Source organism: Pseudomonas sp. MF09156 (assembly GCF_059862305.1).
The window spans coordinates 101,596-127,395 of the sequence record NZ_JCBCUR010000004.1 but is presented as its reverse complement, the minus strand read 5'-3'; the positions used below and the strand labels follow the sequence as shown (position 1 = coordinate 127,395).

Annotated in this window: 20 protein-coding genes; 3 read left to right on the top strand and 17 right to left on the bottom strand. The window is 61.4% G+C overall.

Going from position 1 to position 25,800, the window contains the following annotated elements; genetic code table 11:
- Window positions 1–90: 90 nt before the first annotated feature.
- The 10 genes from AC19YY_RS12175 to arnC form a co-directional block, all read right to left on the bottom strand.
- Window positions 91–795 carry an HPP family protein gene (locus AC19YY_RS12175; RefSeq protein ID WP_169951738.1) on the bottom strand — a complete coding sequence of 235 codons (705 nt, stop codon included), beginning with the start codon at window positions 793–795 and terminating at the stop codon, window positions 91–93.
- A gap of 161 nt (window positions 796–956) precedes the next feature.
- Window positions 957–1,124, bottom strand: a complete 168-nt coding sequence (locus tag AC19YY_RS12170) for a type VI secretion system contractile sheath small subunit (protein ID WP_262376917.1) — start codon at window positions 1,122–1,124, stop codon at window positions 957–959.
- A 205-nt stretch (window positions 1,125–1,329) separates the two neighbouring features.
- A complete protein-coding gene (locus tag AC19YY_RS12165) occupies window positions 1,330–2,937 on the bottom strand; it encodes a glycosyltransferase family 39 protein (protein ID WP_500604246.1) in 1,608 nt (535 codons plus the stop codon).
- Between the two features lie 3 nt (window positions 2,938–2,940).
- Window positions 2,941–4,314, bottom strand: coding sequence for a UDP-glucose dehydrogenase family protein (locus AC19YY_RS12160; protein ID WP_169951734.1), 1,374 nt, complete (start codon window positions 4,312–4,314; stop codon window positions 2,941–2,943).
- Window positions 4,311–4,724, bottom strand: a complete 414-nt coding sequence (arnF, locus tag AC19YY_RS12155) for a 4-amino-4-deoxy-L-arabinose-phosphoundecaprenol flippase subunit ArnF (RefSeq protein ID WP_500604245.1) — start codon at window positions 4,722–4,724, stop codon at window positions 4,311–4,313. The genes AC19YY_RS12160 and arnF overlap by 4 nt, the downstream gene beginning before the upstream one ends.
- Window positions 4,721–5,068: a 4-amino-4-deoxy-L-arabinose-phosphoundecaprenol flippase subunit ArnE gene (gene arnE, locus AC19YY_RS12150; RefSeq protein WP_172311428.1), complete on the bottom strand. Its 348-nt coding sequence runs from the start codon at window positions 5,066–5,068 to the stop codon at window positions 4,721–4,723. Before arnE ends, arnF begins: the two co-directional genes overlap by 4 nt.
- Window positions 5,065–6,720 carry a lipid IV(A) 4-amino-4-deoxy-L-arabinosyltransferase gene (gene arnT, locus AC19YY_RS12145; RefSeq protein WP_169951729.1) on the bottom strand — a complete coding sequence of 552 codons (1,656 nt, stop codon included), beginning with the start codon at window positions 6,718–6,720 and terminating at the stop codon, window positions 5,065–5,067. The genes arnE and arnT overlap by 4 nt, the downstream gene beginning before the upstream one ends.
- Window positions 6,717–7,604, bottom strand: coding sequence for a 4-deoxy-4-formamido-L-arabinose-phosphoundecaprenol deformylase (gene arnD, locus AC19YY_RS12140; protein WP_500604370.1), 888 nt, complete (start codon window positions 7,602–7,604; stop codon window positions 6,717–6,719). The genes arnT and arnD overlap by 4 nt, the downstream gene beginning before the upstream one ends.
- Window positions 7,601–9,604 carry a bifunctional UDP-4-amino-4-deoxy-L-arabinose formyltransferase/UDP-glucuronic acid oxidase ArnA gene (gene arnA, locus AC19YY_RS12135; protein WP_500604244.1) on the bottom strand — a complete coding sequence of 668 codons (2,004 nt, stop codon included), beginning with the start codon at window positions 9,602–9,604 and terminating at the stop codon, window positions 7,601–7,603. The genes arnD and arnA overlap by 4 nt, the downstream gene beginning before the upstream one ends.
- Window positions 9,601–10,635: an undecaprenyl-phosphate 4-deoxy-4-formamido-L-arabinose transferase gene (gene arnC, locus AC19YY_RS12130; protein ID WP_500604243.1), complete on the bottom strand. Its 1,035-nt coding sequence runs from the start codon at window positions 10,633–10,635 to the stop codon at window positions 9,601–9,603. The genes arnA and arnC overlap by 4 nt, the downstream gene beginning before the upstream one ends.
- A gap of 451 nt (window positions 10,636–11,086) precedes the next feature.
- On the opposite strand from arnC, the gene AC19YY_RS12125 reads away from it, so the two are divergent.
- The 3 genes from AC19YY_RS12125 (at window position 11,087) to AC19YY_RS12115 (ending at window position 13,527) form a co-directional block, all read left to right on the top strand.
- A complete protein-coding gene (locus AC19YY_RS12125; RefSeq protein WP_500604242.1) occupies window positions 11,087–11,887 on the top strand; it encodes a M949_RS01915 family surface polysaccharide biosynthesis protein in 801 nt (266 codons plus the stop codon).
- Between the two features lie 108 nt (window positions 11,888–11,995).
- Window positions 11,996–12,910 carry a site-specific integrase gene (locus AC19YY_RS12120; RefSeq protein WP_169951721.1) on the top strand — a complete coding sequence of 305 codons (915 nt, stop codon included), beginning with the start codon at window positions 11,996–11,998 and terminating at the stop codon, window positions 12,908–12,910.
- A gap of 23 nt (window positions 12,911–12,933) precedes the next feature.
- Window positions 12,934–13,527, top strand: a complete 594-nt coding sequence (locus AC19YY_RS12115; protein WP_500604241.1) for a hypothetical protein — start codon at window positions 12,934–12,936, stop codon at window positions 13,525–13,527.
- A gap of 89 nt (window positions 13,528–13,616) precedes the next feature.
- On the opposite strand, the gene AC19YY_RS12110 is transcribed toward AC19YY_RS12115, so the two are convergent.
- The 7 genes from AC19YY_RS12110 to AC19YY_RS12080 form a co-directional block, all read right to left on the bottom strand.
- Complete coding sequence (locus tag AC19YY_RS12110) at window positions 13,617–16,151, bottom strand: fimbria/pilus outer membrane usher protein (RefSeq protein WP_500604240.1); 2,535 nt, start codon at window positions 16,149–16,151, stop codon at window positions 13,617–13,619.
- A gap of 79 nt (window positions 16,152–16,230) precedes the next feature.
- Window positions 16,231–16,977, bottom strand: a complete 747-nt coding sequence (locus AC19YY_RS12105) for a fimbrial biogenesis chaperone (RefSeq protein ID WP_170057324.1) — start codon at window positions 16,975–16,977, stop codon at window positions 16,231–16,233.
- Window positions 16,978–17,050: 73 nt separating this feature from the next.
- The gene (locus AC19YY_RS12100; protein ID WP_169951714.1) at window positions 17,051–17,653 is read right to left on the bottom strand and encodes a fimbrial protein; all 603 of its coding nucleotides are present in this window, start codon (window positions 17,651–17,653) and stop codon (window positions 17,051–17,053) included.
- A 147-nt stretch (window positions 17,654–17,800) separates the two neighbouring features.
- Window positions 17,801–18,448, bottom strand: coding sequence for a response regulator (locus tag AC19YY_RS12095; protein ID WP_172311420.1), 648 nt, complete (start codon window positions 18,446–18,448; stop codon window positions 17,801–17,803).
- 73 nt (window positions 18,449–18,521) lie between these two features.
- The gene (locus tag AC19YY_RS12090) at window positions 18,522–21,704 is read right to left on the bottom strand and encodes a hybrid sensor histidine kinase/response regulator (protein ID WP_500604239.1); all 3,183 of its coding nucleotides are present in this window, start codon (window positions 21,702–21,704) and stop codon (window positions 18,522–18,524) included.
- Window positions 21,705–21,786: 82 nt separating this feature from the next.
- The gene (gene pvrR, locus AC19YY_RS12085; protein ID WP_169951708.1) at window positions 21,787–22,980 is read right to left on the bottom strand and encodes a response regulator cyclic di-GMP phosphodiesterase PvrR; all 1,194 of its coding nucleotides are present in this window, start codon (window positions 22,978–22,980) and stop codon (window positions 21,787–21,789) included.
- On the bottom strand, window positions 22,967–25,777 hold the full coding sequence (locus AC19YY_RS12080) for an ATP-binding protein (protein WP_500604238.1): 2,811 nt from the start codon (window positions 25,775–25,777) through the stop codon (window positions 22,967–22,969). Before AC19YY_RS12080 ends, pvrR begins: the two co-directional genes overlap by 14 nt.
- Between the last annotated feature and the right edge of the window lie 23 nt (window positions 25,778–25,800).

Below are 25,800 nucleotides of genomic sequence, written 5' to 3'. Positions count from 1 at the left end.
GTGCAAATTTGCCCAGTACAAGCCGGAATCCTGCAGGTCATCTTTGCATTTATGCAGCGAGGCATTCGATAAAAAACTGGGCAGGCTTGGCTAGACCCGGCTGGCCAGCACCTGGCTGATACTGCGGCGGCGGGCATGGTCTTCGGCGATATGGATCAGTTCCTCCAGTTCGCTGGGGGTAACGTCAAAAAACTGCTCCATTTGCGCCAACGCTTGTTCCAGGTCTGCGGCGGTGATTTTTGCATCCACCTCTGGGGACGGCGTCGGCACCACCACTGGGGTTTCAGCCGGGCCCTTGGGGTAACGGGTGCGGGTCAGGTTGTTGTAGGCCAGGGCCGACAGCAGCAAGGTGCCAGCGCCGAGCATGACCGGGCCGACTTCCTGCCAGCCCAGGGCGATGGTGGCCGGGTCGGCCAGCACCAGGGTCATGGCCAATCCACCGGAAGGCGGGTGCAGGCAACGCAGCCAGCACATCAGGATCAACGCCATGCCCGCCGCGAGGCAGGCGCTGCCCAGGGTCCGGCCCAAGACGCGGGCCACCAGCAAGGCCACCACACTGGCGCATAGATAGCTGCCAATAATCGACCATGGCTGGGCGAGGGCCCCCGATGACACCGCAAACAACAGCACGGCGGAGGCGCCCAGCGGGCCCAGCAGGTGCATGGCCACTTCCAGGCCATACACCTGGGCACAGAGCCATACGGTAAACAGGGTGCCCAGGGCCATGCCGATGGCGGCACGACTCCATTCGGCGGGACGGGTATTGATGGCAGCGGGGAACCAGCGAGCGAGCATTGCGGGGCAGTCCGATCTTGAAAGGCAAAAAAAGGGCTTTGCGGTTTCCCGTAAAGCCCTTCGAAAGTTCCAACATTTGGGGGAGGAACCGGCGCAGTGTGCCGATCAATCAACACTGGCGCCAATGCATATTAATGCAGGTTAAGTGCAGTAATTTTGCATCAAGCCCACCGGGGCCCTGAGCAGACCTTGCCCAGGACACGCTCGTGGTTCTCGGCATTGATCAGCGATTTGTGCACGCTTTCCCGCAACTGTGGGTCGCTGGCCAACGGCCCCTTGAGTGCGACCAGGGCGTCGCGCAGTTCCATCAGGCGGTCGAGGGTGGGCAGCGGGATATAGCCGACGTGTACAGGCTCGGCAGCAACAGGCAATTGCTCGTCAGGCACGGCAGCGGTCCTCTGAGGGCAGTAACGATATGGCGCGAATGGTGGCGCAAATGTAAAACGAGTTTACCGGTGGGGTCAGAGAGCCGGTAGGGGAACCGCTACCGGCATTTACGGATACAAACGTAGGAGCTTTCTTGATGACTCACACTCAAGGCGCAAGCGGCTCCAGATGCAGCAGCACATAGGGGTTTTTATCGAACTGCCCGACAAGCACCGGCGTTAATCCGCGCCAGCGCGGCTCCTCCAGGCCATCGAATTGCGCCTTGTCCATCACCAGCCACGCCGGCGCCGGCAGCGCTGCGAGGTCGGCAGGTGCCTGGGTGAACAGCGGCACCCGGTCACACTCCACATTGACCATGAATTTGATGGCCTTGGCGTCTTTGCCCAGGCCATGCAACACCAGCGGCGCGGGGTCCTGGCGAATCAGCGCCTGCGCCTCGCGGGCAAAGGTGCGAGTGTCATACAGGCGGCGTTCCAGGGGTTCGACCACCAGGATGTACACGCTCCACACCGCCAGCACCGCGCAAAACGCCGGCCCCACAGGGCGCCAGCGCCACTTCACAAGCATCGCGACGGCAACGACCTGCAAGCCGATCAACAGGCCCAGCGCGCCCTGGAAATGCTCCACCTGCGCGCCAAAACGATGCCGGGCCACCAGCAGCGCGCCGACCAGCAAACCCGGAGCCAGTGCCCATAACCCCAGCATCAAGCCCCGTAGCCCCTTGAACAGGCGCCCATCCGTCCGATGAAACGGATACGCGGCGATGATCGCCACCATGGGCATCATCGGTAACACATAGCGGGCTTTCTTCGCCTCGGGGATCGACAGGCCCAGCATCACGATCAACCCCGCTGCGATGCATCCCAGCAGCAGTTGCCAGCCGCTATCGGACGCGCGCCGGCCTCTTTGCAGCACCGCCAGCAGCGCCAACAGGGCCAACGGGTACGCCGGGGCGTAGTTGCCCAGGGAACTGCTGAAGTAATACAGCACGCTGCTGGAGCCTTCGCGGCCGTCCATGCGCCCAAGGAACTGCATGCGGATCACGTCCTGCATAAAAGCCTCGCCGCCACTGAGCTTGGCCAGCAACAGCAGCAAGCCCACGCACGCCACCAGCAACGCCAGGGCCAGCAGGCCGAAGCTGAACAACGGCCGCCATTGGCGGTTGAGCAGGTAATAGGCGCACAACACCCCAGTGGGGATCACCAGGCCGATGGGCCCGCGAATGGCAAACCCCAGCAGCAACAGGAGTAACAGCCACGGCAGGCGCCGGGGGCTGGCGAAATGATCATGGGCATAGCCCAGGTAAAACACCGCCAGGGTCACCGCCGCCAGCATCTGGTCCAGGGAAACCGAGCGGGTTTCGCTGATAAACGTGCTGCTGAGCAACAGCAACGCGATGCTCAGCAGCGCCCAACGCCGGGAGTAGGGCGCCGTCAGGCGGTAGACCAGGGCAACGATGACCGCCGCAGCGATGGCCGTCGGCAGCCACGCACTAAGGCTGGTGACGCGCCCCAGGGGCAGCGACAACAGCCAGGTCAGCAGGGTCGAGGTCGAGAGGTAATCGGCATATGGCTGGCCATAGGTGGTGGGGAAAAACCCCGGCCCGTGGCGCAGCATTTCCTGGGCGAACAGCACGAAGCGCGAGTCGAAACCGATAATTGCCTGGTCCCAGTTACCGGCGACAAACAGCAACAGGGCCAGCAGCCCGATGCCCCAGGACTGGCGACGCAAGGCAGGCGCGAGCAGCGTGTCCACGCCTCAGGCCTCCAGCAACCGTGGCACCCACTGTTGCTGGGGGATCGGCAACTCGCAAGACTGCCCACGGCCCATGGGGAAGTAGTCAAAGCCCTTGCGCGCCAGACGCTCGGCGTCATACAGGTTGCGCCCGTCAAAGATTACCGGCGCCTTGAGGCGCGCGTGCAGCAGGTCGAAATCCGGTGCCTTGAACTGCTGCCACTCGGTGCAGACGATCAAGGCATCGGCGCCGCCCAGGGTCGATTCCGGGGTGCCCATCAGCATCAGGCGCGGGTCATCGCCGTAGAGCTTCTGGGTTTCCTGCATGGCCTCGGGGTCGAAGGCCCGTACGTTGGCCCCGGCGGCCCAGAGCGACTCCATCAGTACCCGGCTCGGCGCGTCGCGCATGTCGTCGGTGTTGGGCTTGAACGCCAGGCCCCACAAGGCAAACGTCTTGCCGCGTAACTCGCCCTTGTAGAACGCCCGGATACGCTCGAACAGTTTGCTTTTCTGGCGCTGGTTGATGGCTTCCACCGCTTCGAGCAGGTCGCTGGAGCAGTTGGCCTGGCGGGCACTGTGGATCAGCGCGCGCATGTCCTTGGGAAAGCACGAGCCGCCGTAGCCGCAACCAGGGTAGATAAAGTGGTAGCCGATCCGCGAATCGGCACCGATGCCCAGGCGCACCGACTCGATATCGGCCCCCAGGTGCTCGGCCAGTTCGGCGATCTGGTTGATAAAGCTGATCTTGGTGGCCAGCATGCAGTTGGCGGCGTACTTGGTCAGCTCGGCGCTGCGCACGTCCATGAAGATGATGCGGTCGTGGTTGCGGTTGAACGGCGCGTACAGGTCACGCATCACCTCGCGCACTTCTTCGCGCTCGCAGCCGATGATGATCCGGTCGGGGCGCCGGCAGTCAGCCACGGCAGAGCCTTCCTTGAGGAATTCCGGGTTGGAGACGATATCGAACACCAGGCTGCGCCCAGCCAGGGCCTTGTCGATATGGGCCCGCAGGGTGTCGCCGGTGCCCACCGGGACCGTGGATTTCTCCACCAGGATCACCGGTTCGACACGATGCCGGGCCACCGCATCACCCACCGACAGTACGTACTTCAAGTCTGCCGAGCCGTCCTCGTCCGAGGGCGTACCGACCGCGATAAACAACACTTCACCATGCTCGACCGCGAGTTTTTCCTGGCTGGTAAAGGTCAATCGGCCGTTTTCCAGGTTTTCCCGGACCAGGCTGGCAAGCCCCGGCTCGAAAATGCTCACATGGCCCTGTTGCAGCAGACGCACCTTGTTTTCGTCAACGTCCATGCAGATCACATCGTGACCGACCTCGGCCAATACGGTGGCCTGTACCAGGCCAACGTAACCACTACCAAATACGCTGATTTTCATGGGGCATTCCTGGGGCTTGTATTGCCGATACGACGGGAGTTGATGGTCAAAACGCCGAGGATGACCAGTGCCACCCCCAAGGTCCGTGACAGGGAAAAGGGTTCGTTGAAGCCGGGCAGGCTGGCGGCCAGCAGGTACACCAGGACGTAGCTGATACTCAGCAACGAATAGGCGCGGCCCAGGGGCAGGTGCTGTAGCGCACCGAGCCAGCAGAGCATCGACAGGGCGTAGGCCACGATGGCCAGGGCCACCACGCCCAGCGCCCATGGGTCCACCGTGGCGTTGCCGAGTGCCGTGAGCCATTCCGCGGGCAATGGCAGGCGTGTCATGCTCCAGCGCATGCCCAGTTGGGCCGCGCTGACCAGCACCACGCTGGACAACGCCAGGGGGAAACCGCGCAACCGGCTCATACCTGGCCTCCCAGCAGCAGCACTCCGCCCATCACCAGGGCCACGCCGACCCAGTGGCGGCGGTCTACCGGCTCATGGAACACAAAGCGCGCCACCAGGGTGATCAGTACAAAATTCAGGCTGAGCATCGGGTAGGCAATTCCCACTTCCAGGCGTTGCAGCACCAGCAGCCACACCAGCAGGCCCAGGCCCAGGCACAGCAGCGCCAGCCACAGCCAGGGCGAGTGCAGTTTCACGCCCCAGCCCGCAGGCTGGTCCCGCCAGCCTTCCACGGCATACTTTTGCGCGATCTGGCCCATGCAGGTCAGCAGGCACGCGGCCAGGAGCAGCAGCAGGCTGATCAAGGCGCCACCTGCGGGAACACCAGGATCACCATGTTGCCTTGCTCGTAGCGCTGGCCATCGCTGGGCAGTAACTCGACTTCACGCACTTCACTCTCGCCCTTGACGCGCATCACCACGCCCACCGAGCCCTGTTTGCGGGCCTCGGTCATCCATTGCTGGACTTGTGTGGTGTCGACCCGGCGCGCAGCGCTGTCAGGGTAGGCCAGGCCGTATTTGACTTCGCCCAGGGTGTCGTAAAGCGTCACATCCGGGCGCTTGAGCCGCCACGCCAGGGCGGCCGCTGCGCCCAGGTCGTTGCTCAGCAAACGATTGGTACCTGCCAGTTCCTGGGCGTGATCAATAATGAACTGGTCCGGGGTCTTGTTATTCACCACCGAGTGCGGCAACGCCGCAGGCACCAGGGCCACCAGCAACCAACTGCCCAGGGCCGGCGCCGCCCACAGGCGCAGCGGGCGCGCCGCCTGTAGCAGATTGACGATAATCCAGCCCAGCAACACGATAAACACCAGCACCAGGCTCGACAGTTCCTGCTGGTGGGCATAGATCGGCTTTTTCAGCTGGAAATACACAATTGCCAGCAGGCCCAGCACCCCGAGGATCAGGTTGAGCCAGCCATTGACTTGCAACACCCGGCCACGGGCCTGGGCCAGTTTGTCGGCCAGGGTATGGCCCATCAGCAATGCCAAAGGCAGCAGGCACGGCAGGATGTAAGCCGGCAGCTTGCCCTTGCTCAGGCTGAAAAACGCCAGGGGCATCAGCAACCACAACAACAGGAAGCCAGTGGTGTGCGCACGTTTTTCCTGCCACGCCTGTTTCAGGGTGGAGGGCAACAGGGCCAGCCATGGCAGGCTGAATGCGGCCAGCAACGGCAGGTAGTACCACCAGGCTTCTTCGTGCTGGGCATCTTCACCGGCAAAGCGCTGAATGTGTTCGTGCCAGAAAAAGAAGTTCCAGTAATCGGGCTCCTGGGCATGCACCATCAGCGCCCAGGGCAGGCTGACCACAATCGCCACAGCCACCGCCACCAGGCCGTAGGCCAGCAGCTCACGCAAGCGCTTTTGCCAGATCATGTAGGGCAGGGCGATCAATACCGGCAGCAGCCAGGCCAAAAAGCCCTTGGTCATGAAGCCCATGGCGCAGGCAAACCCCAACAGGGCCCAGGCGCCTAGGCGCGCCCGCCGGCTGTGGCTGTCGATGCACAGCCACAAGGCCACGCCGCTGAGGTTGACCCAGAAGCTGAACTGCGGGTCGAGGTTGGCGTAGCCCCCCGACATCGCCACGCTGACAAAACTCATGTACAGCACGCTGCTGACCAGGCTCTTGCGTGGATCGTTCCACAGGCGCCGGGCCATGAAGTACACCAAAAGGATGCTCAAGCCCGTGGCCAGCGCAGAGGCCACGCGTACGCCGAACAGGTTTTGCCCGAACAGGGCCTGGCCGAGGGCGATCATCCAGTAACCGGCCGCCGGTTTTTCGAAATAGCGGATGCCCATGAAGTGCGGCGACGCCCATTTGCCGGTCAGCAGCATTTCCTGGCTGATTTGCGCGTAGCGGGTTTCGTCCGGGATCCATAGGCCATGGGTGACCATCGGCAGCAGGTAACACAGGCCGAAGGCCAGTAGGAGCAGGGGCAGGGCCCAACGTCGGATCATGCCTGTTGCACTCCCAGCCAGCCTTCGCGGCCACTGAGTACGCCGCGTGTCAGATGCGCCAGGGGCAAGCTCGCCGGATCGGCCGGCAACAGGTTACCCAAGGGCTGGAATTGGATGCCGCGCTGCCCTGCCTGGGCAAGCAACTGGCGAAATTCATTAGCCATAAGAATCCCTTCGACTTCTGCGTGGATCGTATAGACGTTGAGTGTCGATTCGGTGAACCGATCAAGAATGAAGCCGTTGAAGTCCTTGGCCGCGACCTGGGGCCCGACCACTTCGTCGAAGGTCGGCAGGTCTACTGGGATCTGCGGCGTGCCGGCGCGGCCATCGGCGAGGATCGGACGGAACAGGCCGGTGCCGCGACAATCGCTGTTGTAACGCAAGCCAAAGCCTTGCTTGGCCTGCACCACCCGCTCATCGGCACGCCAGCCGGCGGCGGCGGAACACTGCACCGGGGCGCCGAGAATATCGCCCAACGTGTCGAGCCCACGGCGTACCTGCTCCACCAACTGCGCATCGCTCCAGCGCCCGGCATTGGCCTGCCAGCCATGGTGATCCCAGGCATGCAGGCCTACTTCGTGCCCGGCGGCCTTGGCCTGGCGCATCAGGTGCCCCAGGTTGCGGCCAATCGGCTTGCCCGGCCAGGCAGTGCCGGCCAGCAGGATGTCCCAGCCGTACAACCCGGCCGCGTTGGAGCGCAGCATCTTCCACAGGAACTGCGGGCGGATCAGGCGCCACAAATGCCGCCCCATATTGTCCGGACCGACACTGAAGAAAAACGTCGCCTTGATCCCGGCCTCATCCAGCAACTCCAGCAACCGTGGCACGCCATCACGGGTGCCGCGGTAGGTGTCGACGTCGATGCGCAGACCTGCCTTCATTATTTGCCTGCTTCGCTGGACTGGGCGATTTCCAGCATCGCTTCACGCAGGAAGAAGTCCAGGGTGTTGCCGATGGTCTCGCTCATCTGCACGCTCGGCTCCCAGTCCAGCAGGCGCTTGGCGTTGGCAATGCTCGGCTTGCGGTGCGCCACGTCCTGATAGCCAGTGCCATAGAACGCCTTGCTTTCGACATCACGGAACCCGGCGAATGGCGGGAAGTTACCGCGCAACGGGTGGGCCTCGAACTGACGCAGCAGTTCTTCGCCCAACTGGCGGATGCTCGCTTCGTTGTCCGGGTTGCCGATGTTGATGATCTGGCCGTTGCACGCGTCGTTATCGTTGTCGATGATCCGCGCCAGGGCCTCGATGCCGTCGGCAATGTCGGTGAAGCAGCGTTTCTGCTCGCCACCGTCAAACAGGCGGATTGGCGTGCCCTCCACCAGGTTGAGGATCAATTGGGTGATCGCCCGGGAGCTGCCGATACGCGCCGAGTCCAGGCGATCCAGGCGTGGGCCCATCCAGTTGAAGGGGCGAAACAGGGTGAAATTCAGGCCTTTGGCGCCATAGGCCCAGATCACCCGGTCCAGCAGTTGCTTGGAGACCGAGTAGATCCAGCGCTGCTTGTTGATCGGCCCCACCACCAGGTTGGAGGTGTCTTCGTCGAAATTCTGGTCCTGGCACATGCCATAGACTTCAGAGGTCGACGGGAAAATCACGCGTTTGTTGTACTTGACGCAGTAGCGCACCAGCTTGAGGTTTTCTTCAAAGTCCAGCTCGAACACACGCAACGGGTTGCGGGTGTATTCGATTGGCGTGGCGATGGCCACCAGCGGCAGGACCACGTCGCATTTCTTGATGTGGTACTCGATCCACTCGGAGTGAATGCTGATATCGCCTTCCACATAGTGGAAGTTGGGGTGGCTGCGCAAGCGTTCGATGGCGTCGGAGCCGATGTCCAGGCCGTAGACCTCGTAGCGATCATCGCGCAGCAGGCGCTCGGACAGGTGGTTGCCGATAAAGCCGTTGACCCCCAGGATCAGCACGCGGGTGCGCCGTGGTTTACCGCCCGACTCGGCGCCGCGCAGGATCGAGCCGTCCACCAGGCCCAGTTCATCGGCCAGGGCCGGGCCGGTCAGGTACAGGCCGTGGTCATTGCGCTGGCCAAAGTTGATGACCAGGGAGTCTTCACCGCAGGCAATGCGCAGCGGGTTGACGCTGATCACGCGCCCCGGCGCCTGGCCTTCATTGCCCTTGAGCACTTCGGCTTGCCACACGATCAGCTTGTGCTCGCCCACCGCACAGAACGCGCCGGGGTACGGTTGGGTCACGGCACGCACCAGGTTGAACAATTCTTCTGCGGGCTTGCTCCATACGAGCTTGCCGTCTGCCGGGGTGCGGCGGCCAAAGCAGGTGGCCTGGCTTTCGTCCTGGGCGGTTTCGCTCAACTTGCCCTGGGCCAGTTGCGGCAGCGCGTCACGCAGCAACTGGGTGGCGGCCTCGCGCAGCTTGGCGTGGAGTGTCAGGCCGGTGTCGCTGCGTTCGATCATGACTTTTTGCTGGGCGAGAATCGCGCCGGCATCGGCACGCTTGACCATGCGGTGCAGGGTCACGCCGGTTTCGGTTTCGCCATTGACCAGCACCCAGTTGGCCGGCGCGCGGCCACGGTACTTGGGCAGCAGCGAACCGTGCAGGTTGAATGCGCCCTGGCGCGCGGTGGCCAACAGCGCTTCGCCCAGCAGGTTGCGGTAGTAGAACGAGAAAATGAAGTTCGGGTTGAGCTTGGCCACACGCTCGACCCACAGCGGGTGGTTGGCGTCTTCCGGCGCGTGCACCGGGATGCCGTGGCGCGCGCACAGCTGGGCGACCGAGCCGTAGAAGGTGTTTTCCTTGGGATCATCGGCATGGGTGAACACGGCAGCAATCTGGTAGCCCGTGGCGAGCAGGGCTTCGATGCCTGCACAGCCAATGTCGTGGTACGCGAAGACAACAGCTTTTGAACTCATGACGAAACCTGACTGGAAGAGGAAGTGGACGATTGGGAAGAGGGCAGGCCATCAACGATGACCGCTGGCGCAGGGGCTGTCGGCTCGTTGCGCAGCACCTTTTCAATAAAGAAGCGGGGGCGGGCGCGCACATCGCTGTACATGCGTCCCAGGTATTCACCCAGCAGGCCCATGCCGATGAACTGCCCGCCAGTAAACACAAACAGCACGGCGAACAGCACGAACAGGCCATCGCCGGCCCAATCGGCACCAAAGGCCAGGCGCATGACGATCAGGGCAAAGGCAAACAACATACCCAGGGCCGCCAGGCTGAAACCGACGATGGACAGCAGGCGCAGGGGCGTGGTGGTCATGCACGTCAGCAGGTCGAACATCAGGCTGATCAGGCGCATGGCGCTGTATTTGGATTCGCCGTGCTCGCGCTCGGCGTGGTGCACCAGGATTTCCGTGGTATGGCGCGCAAAGCCGTTGGCCAGGATCGGGATAAAGGTGCTGCGTTCACGGCAGGCGAGCATGGCGTCGACGATGGTGCGCCGGTAGGCACGCAGCATGCAGCCGTAGTCGGTCATGGCCACGCCGGTCGAGCGCTGCACGGCCAGGTTGATCAGGCGCGAAGGCCAGCGGCGAAAGGCCGAGTCCTGGCGATTGTTGCGCACGGTCGCGACCACGTCGTAACCCAGGGCGGCTTGCTCGACCAGGCGTGGAATCTCTTCGGGCGGGTTTTGCAGGTCGGCATCGAGGGTAATCACCACCTCGCCCCGACATTGTTCAAACCCGGCCATGATCGCGGCGTGCTGGCCGTAGTTGCGATTGAGGATCACCGCTACCACATGGCTGCCGGGCTCGCTTGCCGCGTCTTCCAGCAGTTGGGCGGAACTGTCGCGGCTGCCGTCGTCCACCAGGATGATTTCGTACGCATAGGCCAACTGCCCGCATGCCGCACGGGTACGGCGCAGCAGTTCGGGCAGGCTCTGTTCTTCGTTGTAGACCGGGATAACGATCGACACGCAATGAATAGGGTAGGGTTTCAAAGATTCATGACCTCGGGTTAGAGCAACTTTGAGCGTAGAGATGACAACAAACAGCGGATGAAAGTGCAGGCAGTTCAATAAAAAAGAGCCGCGTGCAGAGCCACCCTGAGTAAAGCCCATAACGGCCAAAGGTAAAGCATTATCAAGGAGTTAGTCAGCAAAACCCGGCTTGCCCCAAGTATTGCGGCCAAGATTAAGCGCAAATTTGTCCAGCGAATATGAAAGGCAGATGAAAAACTCGTTTATTTGGTGGGCAGACAGCTAGTGTTCAGCTAGACAATAAAGAACGCAGACAAACGATAACTGTTTACACGTAGTCCTAATCCGTAAGTGCTTTAGTGCGTATTCGCGCTGATTTAACCGGGTTGGCAATCCATGGCGATTGAACAATCTTCTCAGCAACACCCTGCAAGTGCCGGTAAAGTAGGCGGTCTCTTGCCAGGGTAGTCGGATGAATAGCGTGCAGTTTTTACGGGGCCAGTTAAGGCCGGTGTTGATAGTGATGTGGATGACCCTGGGGGCTGCCCATAGTGCTGGCGCTGCCGAGCAAGTGAGCCTGACGCCGCTGGCCCAGGTTCCGCCCGGGGTCGAGGTGCAGGGCAAGCAAGTGGCAGCGTATAGCTGGGATGACCGCCAGGGTCATAACCTGCTGGTACTGGCCGAGCAGGAAGCAGGCGAGCGCGATGACGACGGCACGCAATCGGCGTCGATCTATGCCGCGCAGTACCTGTTGGAGGGGGATCGCCCCAAGCGCCTGTGGATGCTGCATGACGATGTGCAGCGCTGCGAGTTCGACGCCGGCCTGCACTTCGATAACGCCGCGACCCGCGTCACCGACCTGCTGGGTGACGGTCTGAGCCAGGTGACCGTGGGCTATTCACGCACCTGCACCAGTGATGTCAGCCCCCGTGAGTTCAAGCTGATCATGCACATCGGCAAGGCGCACAAGTACGGGCTGCGTGGGGTCGACCGCTATGGCGCCAGTTGGTGGGACGAGGAGGCCGGCGCGCTGCGCGGTATGCCGCTGCCCACCGATTGCACAGTTGCCGCGCAGCAGGCCCTGGTCAGTCAATACCAGGAGCAGGGCACCGACCTGCCATTGCCAGGCTGCTACAACGACGAGCAAGACTTCGCCAAGGCGCCCGCCAAGCTGCTGGTTTTCATGCGCCAGCAGTGGTTTGCGCTGATGCAAAAACAGGACGCCGACTGGAGCCAGCAGCAGAGCCCGGCACCGGCCGAGGATGAGCCCTAGTTTGGTATGCGGCGCCGACCTGCGTTAGACTCGGCGCTCGCCAAACCAATAAATACCGAGATTAAACATAGGCTTAGTCTCGATATTTAATCTCAAGGCTGATCTATTTTGACTGAGATTTCCCGCAACCCCCTGACCCTTTATCTCGCGCGCCTGGCGCCCTCCAGCCAATTGACCATGCGCTACGTGCTGCAAGACGCCGCCGACCGCCTGGGTTTCGAAGAGATCAACCTGGAAGATATCGACTGGCATCTGTTGCAACCCGAACACGTGATGGCCCTGGTCGCCGTGTTACGTGAAGACGGGTACGCGCCCAACACCTCATCGCTGTATGTCAACGCCGTGCGCGGGGTGATGAACGAAGCCTGGCGCATCAGCCTGATCAGCCAGGAACACCTGCTGAAGATGCGCTCGGTCAAAGCCACCGCCGGCACGCGCTTGAGCCAGGGACGCAACCTGCGCCGCACCTTGATCCGCGAACTGATGGACGTCTGCGCTGCCGATCCAAGGCCCCAGGGCCTGCGGGATGCGGCAGTGATCGCAATCCTCTATGGCTCGGGGATGCGCAAGTCAGAGTCGGTCAACCTCGACCTGGCCCAGGTGAACTTTGCAGAGCGCAGCCTGCGGGTGATCGGCAAGGGCAACAAGGAACTGGTCAAGTACGCGCCAGCCTGGGCGTTTGCCAAGTTGCAGGCCTGGCTGGAATTTCGCCGCGAGCATCTAAAGGACGGGGAACAGGACGATAGCTTCCTGTTCAACCGCATCCGCCGTGGCAGCCACATCACCCGCGAACGCATTACCAAACATGCGATTTACTACATCGCCCGCCAACGCGGCGAGCAGGTGGGCGTGAAGATCATGCCCCATGATTTCCGGCGATCATTCATTACCCGGGTGATCGAGGAGCATGACTTGTCGATTGCGCAGAAACTGGCGCACCACACCAATATCCAGACCACCGCCAGCTACGACGTGCGCGACGACAACGAGCGGCGGCGGGCGATTGATCGATTTGATCTTTGATTTTTCAGACTCAGGAAGTAAGCATGACTACAAGCATTAATGATTTTTGGTGGGCGACCCTGCTTGCACTGAGCGGTTGGGGTGCGATCGCCTTTTTGATCGGGTGGCGGGTACGTTCCGGCAAGGTCTTTAAGGGCATCACGGCGGCGAAACAGAATATCTACCTGGGGTTGATTCTGGTGGTTGTTTCTATGGTCCCGCCTGGTGTTTCGTGGTTCAAGTACATGGATTTCAAAGAGCAGCGGCAAGCTGAGTCCCAAGAAATAGCGCAAATGAACCAGCGCCTGCAAGCCGATACCGACGAAAAAAGATGCGCTGCGCTCAAGGCTCAGAACCAGGAATGCGCGCCAAAAAAAGACCAGCAGAGGCAAGAGGATGATGGCGAAACGCTATACACCATCATGGCTAAAATTGTCGATATGATCGGCTTGTTTGTGGGCTTTCTCGGGGGTGCGCTGGGGGTCAATATCTTGTCTGAAGGCCTGTTCAGGAGAGACAAGACACTGCCTGAGCCCCTGGAGCCTTCGCCGATGTATGTGAAGCGAACCATCACCTACGAATGCGGCAAAATACACCATGAGACCATCATGGAATATCGCCCATCCAAACCAGAGTAGGGGATAGGCACAACCCGCAGATCAAGTGCAGGCGCTGTCGAGCCGCTATCGCAGATTTGAGCGGTGTCGCCCTCGACAAGGGCTACGGCTTATTGGCATATCAATGCCTGGCGCTCGTAGTTCAACGCCCTGTTTTGCGCGGGCAGGGCGTACGGCGCCGTACATTGCTGGTCACCCCACTTGATCGTCAGGCTGCCCTGGTCTTCTTCAACCAGCACCAAGGCATTGCCGCTGGGGTCGGCGATGGCCAATTGCTTACCGCTGGCGTCTTCCAGGGAGGCGCCAAACGTCATGCGCTGGTGCTGTGCATCAAACAGTTCAAACAGCACGCGCCGCCCGCTTTTGCCGCTGTAGCGGGCCAATACTACCGCCCCACGGCGTGGCACCAGTTGCTGCGTGGCCTGGGTGATTTCGATGTCGCCGCCCAGGTCGCGGGTGTCGAGGCTGATCCAGTTCACTCGATAAGGTTGTGTCGAGGGGATAACTGCATAGCCGTTGCGCCCGGTTTCAACCCCGCTGTAGCTGCTGATCTTTGCCCCGCTGATGCCCGGCACCTGGGCCAGGGCGAAGGTCTCGCTGACAGTCTGCCCAAGGTTGATACCACCGGCGTGGGCCACCACCGAACCGGCAACGTTAAGGTTTTGCGAGTCATAACCACGCCCCTGGCTGTACCCCAGGCTGATATCGGCCATGGAGGTGCGGCTGTTGATGTTGGCTGATCCCGATTGGCCGCCCGTACTGCTATGGCCGGCCTGCACCGAATAGAACACATCGCTGGTATCGGCCACATAACCGTTGATACCGGCCTGGGTGCTGGTATCGCCTCGCTGGGTGCTGCTGGTGACGAACGCGCGCGGCGCCCGGGGCTGGCTGCCCAAGGGGAACGAAACAGACAGGTTGAACTGCGTGTCGGAGTCGGGTGCGCCCCAACTGGCGATCTGTTTGGTGCGGGTCACGCCCAGGTTGTAGCTCAGGTCGCCCCAGTTGTTGTTGTAGCCAGCTGAAAAGCTCTGGGAGCCGCCACGGTTCCAATAGCGTTGGTCAGTGGCGTTCACGTAGAGGCTGCCGAACTCACGGTTGCGCCCCAGACTCTGGTTGATGGTCAGGTCGGTACGGGTTTTCGAGTTGCCGGTGCGCTTGACGGCCTCTTCGCTGGTGTCCTCGACGTGGTCGGTCAGGGTGCGGTAACCCTCGGTCGAGTAACGATACGCAGCGAGGGTGAAATTGGTGTCGGTGCCGGCAAAGGTCTTGGCATATAACGCACGCACACTGTTGCCCTGGGTCGTTTGCCCTTGGGCGGCGCTCGACGAGTGAGTGACGTCCATGGACACGGCGCCCAGCGATGTGTTGCGGCCCACTCCCAGGGAGAACGCCTTGTAGTCTTCACTGGCTTGCAGGCCGACAATCGCGCTCAGGTTGCTGGTGAGGCCGTAGGCGAGGGTGCTGCTGACAAATTGCGGGCTCGCCAAGCCGTCAGCATTGCTGCTGAATTTACCGGCCGACACGCTGTATTTGACCTGGCCTTCACGCACCATGATCGGCAGGCTGGAGAACGCCTGGGTGCTCACGTGACGACGGCCGTCGGCCTCGATGATGGTGATTTCCAGGTCGCCGTTCGAGCCGCTGGGGTAGATGTCGTTGATCTCGAAGGGGCCGGGCGCGACGTTGGCGGTGTACAGGATGTAGTCGTTCTGGCGGATTTCTACGGTGGCGTTGGTTTGCGCTACACCACGGATCACCGGCGCATAACCGCGCTCGCTGTCGGCGCGCATGCCTTCGTCGGACGCCAGCTTCAGGCCACAGTAGCGCACGCTGTCGAACAGGTCGGTATCGGAAAAAATCTCGCCGGCACTGAACTGCCCCTTGAGCACAGTCACGTCATGCTGCACATAGCTGCGGTTGCTGGTGAAATTGCTCGGGCGCCCGGTACCGCTGCTCAGGTTCGACTCGTTACGCAGCCGCCAGCCCCCCAGGTTGATGCCATTGCGCAGCCCCAGGTTGTTGTTGATGCGCGTTTCATAGTCGCCGCCTGTGCGGCTGCTGTTGAGTTGATAGTTGATAAACGCCGCCGGCACGCCGTCGTCCCAAAGCTCTGGGTCGACATAACCGCGCATGCCCCGTTGCATCGCGACCTGCGGAATGCTCGCCGCCAGGCGCAGGCGACTGGCGTCATAGCGCAAGGTCGCCTGGTCGATCAGCGTCGGCAGGTCGTAGCAGTCCTGGGGCTGGTTGGGGTCGAGCTTGCCCTGGGCCTGCAAGAGGGGCATGTCGATGCCCAGTTGCTTGAGCAGATCCAGGGTCAGGCAGGGGTCGACCCGGCCGGTCTGCGGGTTGCGTTTGAAGTCGATGTCACGCCGGCCCACCAACACCTCATTGCTGTACAGGTCGACCCGGTAGTTGCCAGGCAGCACGCTGTTGGCCGAGAGCAGTTGCTGCAGGTCGACCGACGATTGTGCACCTTGCAAAAAAGTGGTGTTGAACACTTCCAGGGACGGTTCATCGGCAACGGCCCAAGCGGGCGAACCGGCAAGAATGGCCAGTGACAGCGTGCAAGTTGTCGACGCGCGTAAAGTGCGCTCGCTTGATATGTAATGATTGGGCCTGCTGCCTAAAAGAAAAAACATGCAATCATCCCTGCTTATCGGACAGGCGAGGCACGCGAGTACGCACTCGAATCGAACCTGAAGGGTTTAAGGGAAATGCTTATTGCCGGGTGCGCGCCTCAATGGCCTTGGCTGTCAGGCGCGTGGAAAGTTGTGCGGTGTATTTATCTTGTGCGCCATAGTCGTTAATACTGGAAAAAGACAACTGCACAGCATCGTGACTATTGAGTTGTTTAACGCTGAACTGTTTTTCGGCACCCGGCGCAATCATTGTCGAGTCGGCAGCCAGTTCTGTTTGTTTACCGGCCTGCAGTTGTATGTCGGCCATGGACACGTGATACAGCGTGGGGTTCTTGACCGTCAGCAGCGAGTCAGCGCTGCGCTTTTGCAATTGCCACTGCAGTTGCGCGGGCGCCGACAGCGCGCTACCTGGCAACCCCGCTGGGCGGAAAAATACCTTGATGCGCTGGCGTACCGCCAACTGCAACGTGTTGTCGGAGGCGGCGGCCTGGGGAATCTCTTGCACATTGAGCCAGACCACGGACTCACGATCCGTTGGCATCCCGGCACCCTGGTAGAGGATTCGCAGCAACTGCTGCTCCTTGGCAAATATGCGTGCCAGTGGCGGGGTTACCGCGAAGGGTGCAGCACTGGCTTGCGCATCGTTGGTGTCGACCCAGGATTGAATCAATACGTCCTGGTTACCGTTGCGCACGGTGATATTGGCCTCCTTGTGATCGCCATCGAAGACGATACGGGTGGCACTCAGTGAAATGCTCGCGGCAGCCTGGGTCGCCATAAGCAGGGTCAGCAGCCCGAGGCCTGCTGCAATGGAACGAGGCAACATGATGTCTACCGTTTGGTGGTCGAATAAATGGCGAGGCCCGAAGGCCTCGCGCGTGACAGGCGCAGCGTGTCGTTTATTCGTATTGCAGGATGAACGGCAGGGTGGCGTCACCACGACCCGCGGTGGATGCACCGGCTGCACCGGTGGTGACGTAGGCCGCAGCAAAGCTCAAGGTTGCGTCGCCGCCTACGGCACCTTGGCCGTGCATGGCGCTTTCGATACGAGCGGTGGCCGGGGAGCTGAGGTCGATCAGCGCGCCAGTGCTGTCGAGCAGTGCGATACCGACGTTGCTTGCGCTGCCGTTACCAGGGGTCAGGGCGAGGACTTTTTTACCAGTCACCAGGCCTGAACCACCACTTTTGGCGTCAAAGATCATCGCCACTTTAGTGCCCAGGTTGCAGTTAACGCTGAGGTTGAAGTCCTTGGCGGTCACACGGCCCGAGGCCGGGTTTTCAGCGGTGCCCATGTCTTTGATGGAGACGGTGCCCATGTCGACGGAGATCACGCGATCAGCGTTGGCACCGTCAACCGAGCAAGCGTCGTTGTTGATCAAACCGGTGAAGGTGATTTTGCCGCCGCCGCCCGGGGTACCCGTACCCGGGGTAGTTTCGGCAAACGCACTGCCGCTGGCGGCAATAACTGACACAGCGATAAGGGCCAGGGAAAACTTCTTCATGATGATGTCCGTTAGTGTTGGTTGTAGAGACGGGTTGAAACTGCCAACGAACAATAGTGAATTTGTGCCTTAGATAGAATAAGACGATTCTTATAAAGCACTACAGCGCGAGTTAGTTAAAAATGGCACTACTTGATAAAGTGCGAACTAGTTGAAGATATTCTGCTCCAGGCAATAAGTTAATAAATCCTGATCACTGCTGACTTCAAGTTTGCGCATGGCCGAAATTTTTTGCGCACTGATAGTCTTTGAGCTTCTATTCTGGCTGCGCGCGATATCACTGACACTTTTGCCCGAAATGAATAAACGCAATATCTCGTACTCCTTCGGCGATAGCGTCGAGAAGCGTGCATCAATGGCAGTCATTGACTCGATCACCGAGGTCTTGGCCGGCTCCAGGCTGCGATACAGCGCCTGTTGCGCAATGGACTTGAGGGCGACCTGGATTTCGGTGTGCAATTGGCTTTTCTGGATCACCCCCACCACCCCCAACTCTTGCAGGCGGGTCAGGATCAGATGGTTGGAAATCATGGTCAGGATCAGAATCTGCACCTCGGGGAAGTGTCGCTTGAGGTACTCCACCAGTTTCAAGCCATCACCGTAGGGCGAATCGCCGGGCATGTTGTAATCGGTAATCACGATGTCGACGGGCTGCTGCTCAAGCAGGCCGATGAGGCCCGCCGAACAGATCGCTTCACCGACGACTTCAAAGCGCTCGTCTCGCTCGACGAGTTCTCGCACCCCCAGGAGCACGATGGGGTGATCGTCTGCAATAACCACAGTGAATGTTTTCATAAGGCGGGCCCGTAATGCTGGTTCAGTAAGTGAGGTGGTCCCACGCGCTTGCGCGCCAGGCGGTGCAATGCGCTCATAGCTGTGCCCCGAGCAAGGCTGACAGCCGAGTCATGACCTGTTTTGTCTCAAGCTCCAGCGTGGTACTGAGCCGGCCGCCGGCCAACTGGCTTTCCAGTTCGATACACGCCTGGGCCAGGTCGAGTGCCTGCACCGCCCCCAAGGCGCCGGCCACCGAATGCAAGGTTTCGGCCAGGCCCCGGCAATCACGTTGCTCGAGTGCGGCGCTGATGCGCTGCAGATCGTGCTGCACACTGCTGATAAACAGCGGGCGCATTTTGTCTGACATCTGCACCGTGTCAATTACCGCCGGCTCGGCGCGTACCGTGGGTTTGCACAGTTTGATCAACTGTGCACGCAGGGTTTGCAGGCTCAAGGGCTTGACCAGCCAGGCATTCATCCCGACCGCCAGGCAACGCTGGCCTTCCTCGCGCATGGCATTGGCGGTGACACCGATGATCGGCAGTTGCGGATCGTGCTCCCTGAGGGTGCGGGCCAGTTCATAGCCATTCATCAACGGCATATTGACGTCCGTCAGCACCAGGTCGAAGGCTTGGGGTTGCCATAGGTGCATGGCCTGCTCGCCATTGTCCGCCAGGGTTACCGTGCAGCCCAACGCTTGCAGCTGCTCCTGGATGATGGCCTGGTTCACCGGGTTGTCCTCAGCCACCAGGATGCGCAGCTGCAACTGCCCGGCACTCTGTTGTTCGGCGTGCAGCACGGCCTCCTGTTTACCCCGTTGCGCCAGTGATACCACCGCCGCAATGGCGCGCACGTCATGCATATCCACTTCCCAGCCTTGGGCGGTGTGCAGCGGCGGGCTGTGTGCACCCGGCACACACAACACCCGTGGCCCGGCCCAGGGCCGCGGCGGGCCTGCGGGCAGCATCTCGACCAGCACCGCTCGCTCGCTTTGTTGGGCCAGGGGCAGCGCTGCCACCGAGGCCTGGATGCCCAGGCGGCTGAGCCAGTCGCACAGCGACTCGGCCAACTCGCGCACGGGCGCCAGCACCTGCACCGGTGTGGTGCTTGGTTCAATGGGCGGCAGCCCCGGCAGCTCGCCACGGCCTATCGGCAAGCTCATCTTCAGGGTGAAGCTGCTGCCCAGGCCAGGTTCGCTGACCACCTTGATCTGGCCATCCATCATCTCGGCCAGCCAGCGGCAAATCGGCAGGCCAAGCCCGGCGCCGCCTTGGCCGGCGGTGTCCGGGGCCTGGTAGAACAAGTCGAACAGCTTGGCCTGCTGCGCCTGGCTGATGCCCACGCCGGAGTCGGTCACTTGCCACTCCAGGTCGACGCGATCGTTGCCCCGGCGCAGCGCCCTGGCACGAATCACCACGCGGCCTATGTCGGTAAACTTGATGGCGTTGCTCACCAGATTGTTGAGGATCTGGCGGATACGCATCGGGTCGCCGACCACACAATCGGGCAACTGCGCATCGATGCAGCCGTACAGTTGCAGGCCCTTGCGCTGGGCGAAGGCTGCGTAGGTGTGCAGGGTGTCTTCGAGCATGTCCAGTGGGCAAAACTCGATGGATTCGATTGCCATCTGCCCGGATTCGATTTTCGACACATCGAGCACATCACTGATCAGTTGGAACAGCGTGGCAGACGAGCGCTGAATGGTGTGCAGGTAGGTTTTCTGGCGCGGGTCCAGGGGCGTCAACCCGAGCAGTTCCAGGGTGCCGAGCACCCCGTACAAAGGCGTGCGGATTTCATGGCTCATGGTGGCCAGGAACAGCGTCTTGGCTTCATTGGCCGCATCGGCGGCGCGCCGGGCGTCTTCCAGGGCCAGGGCGTCCTCGATGTGCCGGGTGACGTCGTTGAATGCATACAGGCGCACATCCTGGCCCTGGTAACGGGTGGAGACGAAGCCCACCTGCAAGTGCCGGCCCTCGATTTCCAGGTGGGTTTCGCCACTGTCGGCGCTGTCGTGGGAACGGCTGAGGGCCGCCACCAGCCTGGCGGTGCCGGGCCATTGCTGGGCGCGCTGGTTCTCGATCAATACCTGGCCATCCGCGCGGCCCACCACACACAGGCCGGTGGGCGCGGTGTCAATGATCACCCGGCTGAACGCCACGCTTTCGGCAATGCGCTCATGGGCTTGGCGCGCCGGGCGAATCACGTGCTTGCGGTACCAGCGGTTGCCCGCCCAGGCAATCGCCAGTACCGCACACACAAATAGCGCAAGGCTCGTCAGTGGCCACAGGGCATAGCGGAAAAAATGCTTGTAGCTGATCCCGTAGATCGCCGTCCACTGCGACTCAGTATTGTGGGTGATCTTGAACTCCAGGCCTTCAGCGCGAAAATTCAGCCCTTCGCCCAGGGACGACGCCATGGCCTGGGGGCCAGTCAACGTCTGGCCGGCCGGGGAGATCAGGGTGAACCGGTCATAGATGGACGACTCCATGGTGCGTTCCACATCGTTGACGTGCGCCATGTCCAGCAGGGTGGCAACCATCACCGGGTTATCGCCTTGACCGGCGCGCAATAGCTGAGGGTTGAGGGTCACCGCCACATACGCCAATAACTGAGGGGCCGCAGGGGGCGTGCCGGATGGGGTGTAGGCCTCCCAGTAAAGGCGCTCGTCCACTCGGTGCAACTGGCCGAGCCTTTGCCGCACGGCCTCGGCCTGCTCGGGGGACGGGCCGTTGAATGGGGTTTTGCCGCCTCGCTGGTAGCCGACCGCCGGCACTGCCATGTCGTAGTTGACCAGGCGGTTGAAGATAAAGACATGGGGCGAAGCGTAGGGCGACGATGACCAGAACGCACTGTAGTAGCTGGCCAGGTGCACGCCGAGGGCAAAGATCTTCTGCTGCTCGACGGGCGTGACCCGTTGTGCCTCGAACCGCGCGCTGAAGGGCACCGAAAACGCGAACTCGCGGCCTTCATAACGGGTGGTGTGGGCGTCCAGGCGTTGGCTCTGGAGGCTGGCCTGGACGTTCTTGTCGCTGGTCAACTCGCGTTGGATAGCCGGCTGCGCCAGGGTCCGGAGGAAGACTTCCTGTTCCTGGATGTTTTCCATCAGCCGCGCAAAATGAAAACCCACGGCAGCGTACTGTGCATCGATGATCCGCTGCAGTGCCCAGTAACTGGTGCCTGCCAGCAGCAACGCGACGCCGAGCACCACCATTAGCCCTTTGTTCAAGCGCAGTGAGCTGCGGGTGAATGCTTCGAGGATCGCGTTGTTGTGCTTCATGGAAGGTTTTCGCAGGCGGATGAAGAATCGGCGCTGGATGGAGTTTACTCCTTATACAGGTTAGACAAATCCAGGCCGCGGGCTAATGAGATGTCGCAGGGCCATCATTGTTCAACAGTTGCTGAAATTGTTCTGACGACACCGCGTGAGAGATCAGGAAGCCCTGGACCTGGGTGCAGTCGATTTTGCGCAGCAGCGCCAGTTGCTGGGGTGTTTCGACTCCTTCGGCGACGACGGTCAGCCCCAGTTTGCGGCCCAGTGCGATGATGCTGGCCAGGGCCGAAGCCATGCCCTCGTTATCATGGCAACCCTGCACCAGCGCCTGGTCGATCTTCAGTTCGGTAAACGGGGTCGAGACCAGGTTCAGGTAAGAGCTGTAGCCTTTGCCGAAATCGTCCTGGGACAGGCCAAATCCCTTGATCCGCAGGCGGCAGGCACCGGCGTAGAAGTTGCTGATGTCCTGGGGCACCGAGCATTCCATCAGCTCGAAGCAGATCATCCCCGGGATGCCCTGGTGCTCCAGGACAAACGCCAGCAGGCGGTCTGCCAAGTCATGGCTGTTGAGCAGGTGCGTCGGCAAGTTGATCGATACCGGAATCTCATACCCGCGCTGGCGCCAGCGCTCCTGGGCATGGATCGCTTGCTTGAGCACCAGCCACAACAGGCGCTCCTCCAGGTCGAAGGCCTTGATCGCCGGCAAAAACGCCGCGGGCAACAGTACCCCTTGTGCGGGGTGCATCCAGCGCACCAGCGCTTCGGCAGCGACGATCCGGCCGTTGGCCAGGGATTTTTTCGGTTGGAACCAGGCCTGGACTTGCCCGTTGCCCATGGCCTGGATGAGCGTATGCCGGTCAATCGCCGGGGCCGTCGCGGCCGGTGGGGAAGGGCTGCGGTCCTTGTGGTTGAGCTGGCTGACCAGGCTGCGCAGCGCATCAGCGGCGACCGGCTTGGAAATCAGCCCGATGACTTTCACATCGAGATTTTTCGCCACCAGGCTGGCCGCCATCAACATCCGCCGGGACGCGGCACTCATGATAGCCAGGGCGGGCTTGCAACGCAGGGTCGCCAGGCTCTGGATAAACTGCACACCGTCCATGCCCGGCATCAGCAGATCCGTCAGTACCAGGTCGAAATCACGCTGGCGCAGGCGCTCCAGCGCCTCGTTCCCATCCTGGGCAGCCTCCAGCAGGAAGTCACCCAATTCATTGAGCAGGTTCTGCAGGTACAGGTGCTGCAGGGGATGGTCCTCGACGATCAAAATACTATAGGGCTTCATGGGGGATCCGTGCGTAAGGCTCCAGGTAGTTGAAGAGGGCCCGCAACGCAAAGGGTTTGACCAGGCAATGGTTCATTCCGGCGGCCAGGCACAGGTCGGCCTCGCCGCGCATGGCGTTGGCAGTCGCGCCGATGATGGGCAGCGCGCAACCTTGGCTGCGCAACTGCCTGGCTAATTCGTAACCGTTGACTCTGGGCATATTCACATCCGTCAGTACCACATCGAAGTGTGAGGCCTTGCACAGCTGCAGCGCTTCATGACCATCGCAGGCCAATTCCACGGTGCACCCAAGTTCCTCAAGCTGATCGCGCAAAATCAATTGATTGATAACGTTGTCCTCGGCCACCAGCACATGCAGGTTGAGCTTGCGCAGTTCACGCTTTTGCGCCTGCTCATCGACCCGGGCGACCCACAATCCCTGGGCCTGGCTGACCGCCTGGTGAATCGCACTCAATTGGTTGAGGTTGGCGTGCCACGTACCGGTCTCGGGTTGCTGGCCATTGCCGCTGTTGCTACTGACCAGGATCACCGGCCCCGGCCAATCGGGCACCAGGGGCTGTTCGATGGCGCCGGGGTGCAGCTCCAGCAGCAGTTGGCCATCGGGGTGGGTTGGCTGGCCGGTCTGGGCCCGGGCGCCCCAGCGGCGCAGCCAGCCGCTGATCGATTGAGCGAGTTCGGGAATCGGCGAGACCACATAGACAGTCTCGGCAAGCAAGCTGCTCATGGGCGCACAGTGCGCCACTTCCAGCGGCAGGGTCAGGCTGAAACTGCTGCCCAGGCCCAGCTCGCTGACCATGCGGATATGCCCGTTCATCAATTGCGTCAGGCGCTGGCATATCGGCAGGCCAAGCCCGGTGCCGGCCACCACGTTGGTATTGCCTTCGCTTTGATAGAACGGCTCGAAAATCATCGCCTGGTCTTCCTGGGCAATGCCTTTGCCGGTGTCGGACACTTGCCACAGCACGCTGGAGCGCTCGTCGTCGCGGTCAAGCAACTTGACCCGCAGAACCACGCGCCCGTAGTCGGTGAATTTCACCGCGTTGTTCAACAGGTTGTTGAGGATCTGCCGCAGGCGTGTGACATCGCCCATCAGCCGCTCGGGCAGCTTGGGATCAAAGCAGGCGTAGAGCTGCAAACCCTTGCCCCTGGCGGCCGCGGCATAGCCCTGGATGATTTCATTGACCAGGTCCAGGGGCGAGAACTCGCTCAGCTCCAACGCCAACTGCCCGGCCTCGATCTTCGACACATCCAGCACATCACAGATCAGTTGCAGCAACGTGGCCGAAGAACCCTCTATGGCATGCAGGTAGTCTTTTTGCTGGGCATCGAGCTGAGTGCGGGCCAGCAGTTCCAGGGTGCCCAGCACGCCGTACAGCGGTGTGCGGATCTCGTGGCTCATGGTCGCCAGGAACAGGGTTTTCGCGGCATTCGCCGCATCCGCTGATTGCCGCGCGTCTTCCAGGGCCGCTTCCACTTGTTTGCGCGCACTGATGTCGCTGAATGCACAAAACAGCACGTCCTCACCTCTATAGCGGGTGGGCGCGCTGCTGAGGTAAAGGTGGCGGCCGTCGACGGTCTCGAAGTAATCCGAATGCCCGCAGGAGGTGCCATCGAAGGCCTGACGGATCCAGCCGGCGCACAGCGCTTCACGCTCCAGGCCGGTGCCCAGCCACTGCTGGGCCAGGGTGTTTTCCAGCACCACCTGGCCGTCGGTGCGACGCAGCACGCACAACGCCACCGGCGCGGTCTGGATCACGTCGCGCCCGAAGGCCTCGCTTTCGATCAGCGCCTGGATGCCATTGATCGACGGGATGATGAAGCGTTGATTGACCCGGCGCATCACCAGCCAGATCAGGGTCACGCTGAACAGGCAAAACACCAGCGAGCCAAGCAGTTCGCGCCACAATCCGCGCACTACATCGCGCAAGTTGATCGAATACATCAGTTGCCAGTCCGACGACTTCAGTTGCTTGCGAATCACCAGGTGATCCGGCACCAGGCCACCGCCGACAAAACCGAAAAAATTCTCGCCCTTGGGCTTGAGCAGGGACTGGTCCAGCCGTGGGTCGTGGCTATTGGTAAACACCAGCATGCCCTGGGAGTTGAGCATCATGAATTCGCCCGCACTCTGGTCATTGAGGGTCGTGGACACTTCATGGCTTTCCATCTCCAGGCCCAGCCAGCCGGAGTCGGGGTCGCGCTCATCCAGCAGAATGAACAGGTAGAGGTGGGAATGGCCTTCGGTCTGGTCGCTGAGCCAGAGTTCGCCGGGGTCCAACGGGTTGTGCTTCTTCAGCGCCCGCAGGCGATTGAGCATGCACTGGGAAAACGGCAGTACCTGAGGCGTGGAGTCGTAGAGCCGGGTCAGTTGCGGATCGGGGCCGGCGGTCACGTAGAGCAGGTTGACCTGCTTGGACTTCAGGTAACTGCGCATGCGCGAGGTCAGCCAGATGCTCCACTGATGGCTTGGCGTGTTGCCCAGCAGCAGGCGCTGCTCTTCGCCCACTGCCGGGTAGACCTGGGCCTTGGCTTGCGCGGATTTGCGCACCGCCGACAGGCTCAGGCTTTCAAGCAGCGCTTCACGGGTGGTGAAGAAGGTATGCGCCTCGGCAATGGCGCTGCTCATATAGCCGCGCCGCTGGGAGATGTCATTGTTGAAGGTGGAGAGCAGAAACGTATAGACACCGCTCAAGATGCCAACCAGCAACACGGTGGCGAAAAGACGAAGCAGCCTTCTGGCTGCTTCGGGTCGGGACAGGACGGGATTGATCTGCAACAGATAACTTTTAAATCGCATCGGCGGATTTTAATCGGCCGCCC

Excerpts from the sequence above, each read along its gene's own strand:
- AC19YY_RS12125 (WP_500604242.1), top strand. The coding sequence starts at position 11,087 with ATGAATAGCGTGCAGTTTTTACGGGGCCAGTTAAGGCCGGTGTTGATA.
- AC19YY_RS12100 (WP_169951714.1), bottom strand. The coding sequence starts at position 17,653 with ATGAAGAAGTTTTCCCTGGCCCTTATCGCTGTGTCAGTTATTGCCGCC.
- arnF (WP_500604245.1), bottom strand. The coding sequence starts at position 4,724 with ATGAGCCGGTTGCGCGGTTTCCCCCTGGCGTTGTCCAGCGTGGTGCTG.
- AC19YY_RS12160 (WP_169951734.1), bottom strand. The coding sequence starts at position 4,314 with ATGAAAATCAGCGTATTTGGTAGTGGTTACGTTGGCCTGGTACAGGCC.
- arnA (WP_500604244.1), bottom strand. The coding sequence starts at position 9,604 with ATGAGTTCAAAAGCTGTTGTCTTCGCGTACCACGACATTGGCTGTGCA.
- AC19YY_RS12105 (WP_170057324.1), bottom strand. The coding sequence starts at position 16,977 with ATGTTGCCTCGTTCCATTGCAGCAGGCCTCGGGCTGCTGACCCTGCTT.
- AC19YY_RS12090 (WP_500604239.1), bottom strand. The coding sequence starts at position 21,704 with ATGAAGCACAACAACGCGATCCTCGAAGCATTCACCCGCAGCTCACTG.
- AC19YY_RS12110 (WP_500604240.1), bottom strand. The coding sequence starts at position 16,151 with ATGTTTTTTCTTTTAGGCAGCAGGCCCAATCATTACATATCAAGCGAG.
- arnT (WP_169951729.1), bottom strand. The coding sequence starts at position 6,720 with ATGATCCGACGTTGGGCCCTGCCCCTGCTCCTACTGGCCTTCGGCCTG.
- AC19YY_RS12115 (WP_500604241.1), top strand. The coding sequence starts at position 12,934 with ATGACTACAAGCATTAATGATTTTTGGTGGGCGACCCTGCTTGCACTG.
- AC19YY_RS12175 (WP_169951738.1), bottom strand. The coding sequence starts at position 795 with ATGCTCGCTCGCTGGTTCCCCGCTGCCATCAATACCCGTCCCGCCGAA.
- AC19YY_RS12095 (WP_172311420.1), bottom strand. The coding sequence starts at position 18,448 with ATGAAAACATTCACTGTGGTTATTGCAGACGATCACCCCATCGTGCTC.
- AC19YY_RS12080 (WP_500604238.1), bottom strand. The coding sequence starts at position 25,777 with ATGCGATTTAAAAGTTATCTGTTGCAGATCAATCCCGTCCTGTCCCGA.
- pvrR (WP_169951708.1), bottom strand. The coding sequence starts at position 22,980 with ATGAAGCCCTATAGTATTTTGATCGTCGAGGACCATCCCCTGCAGCAC.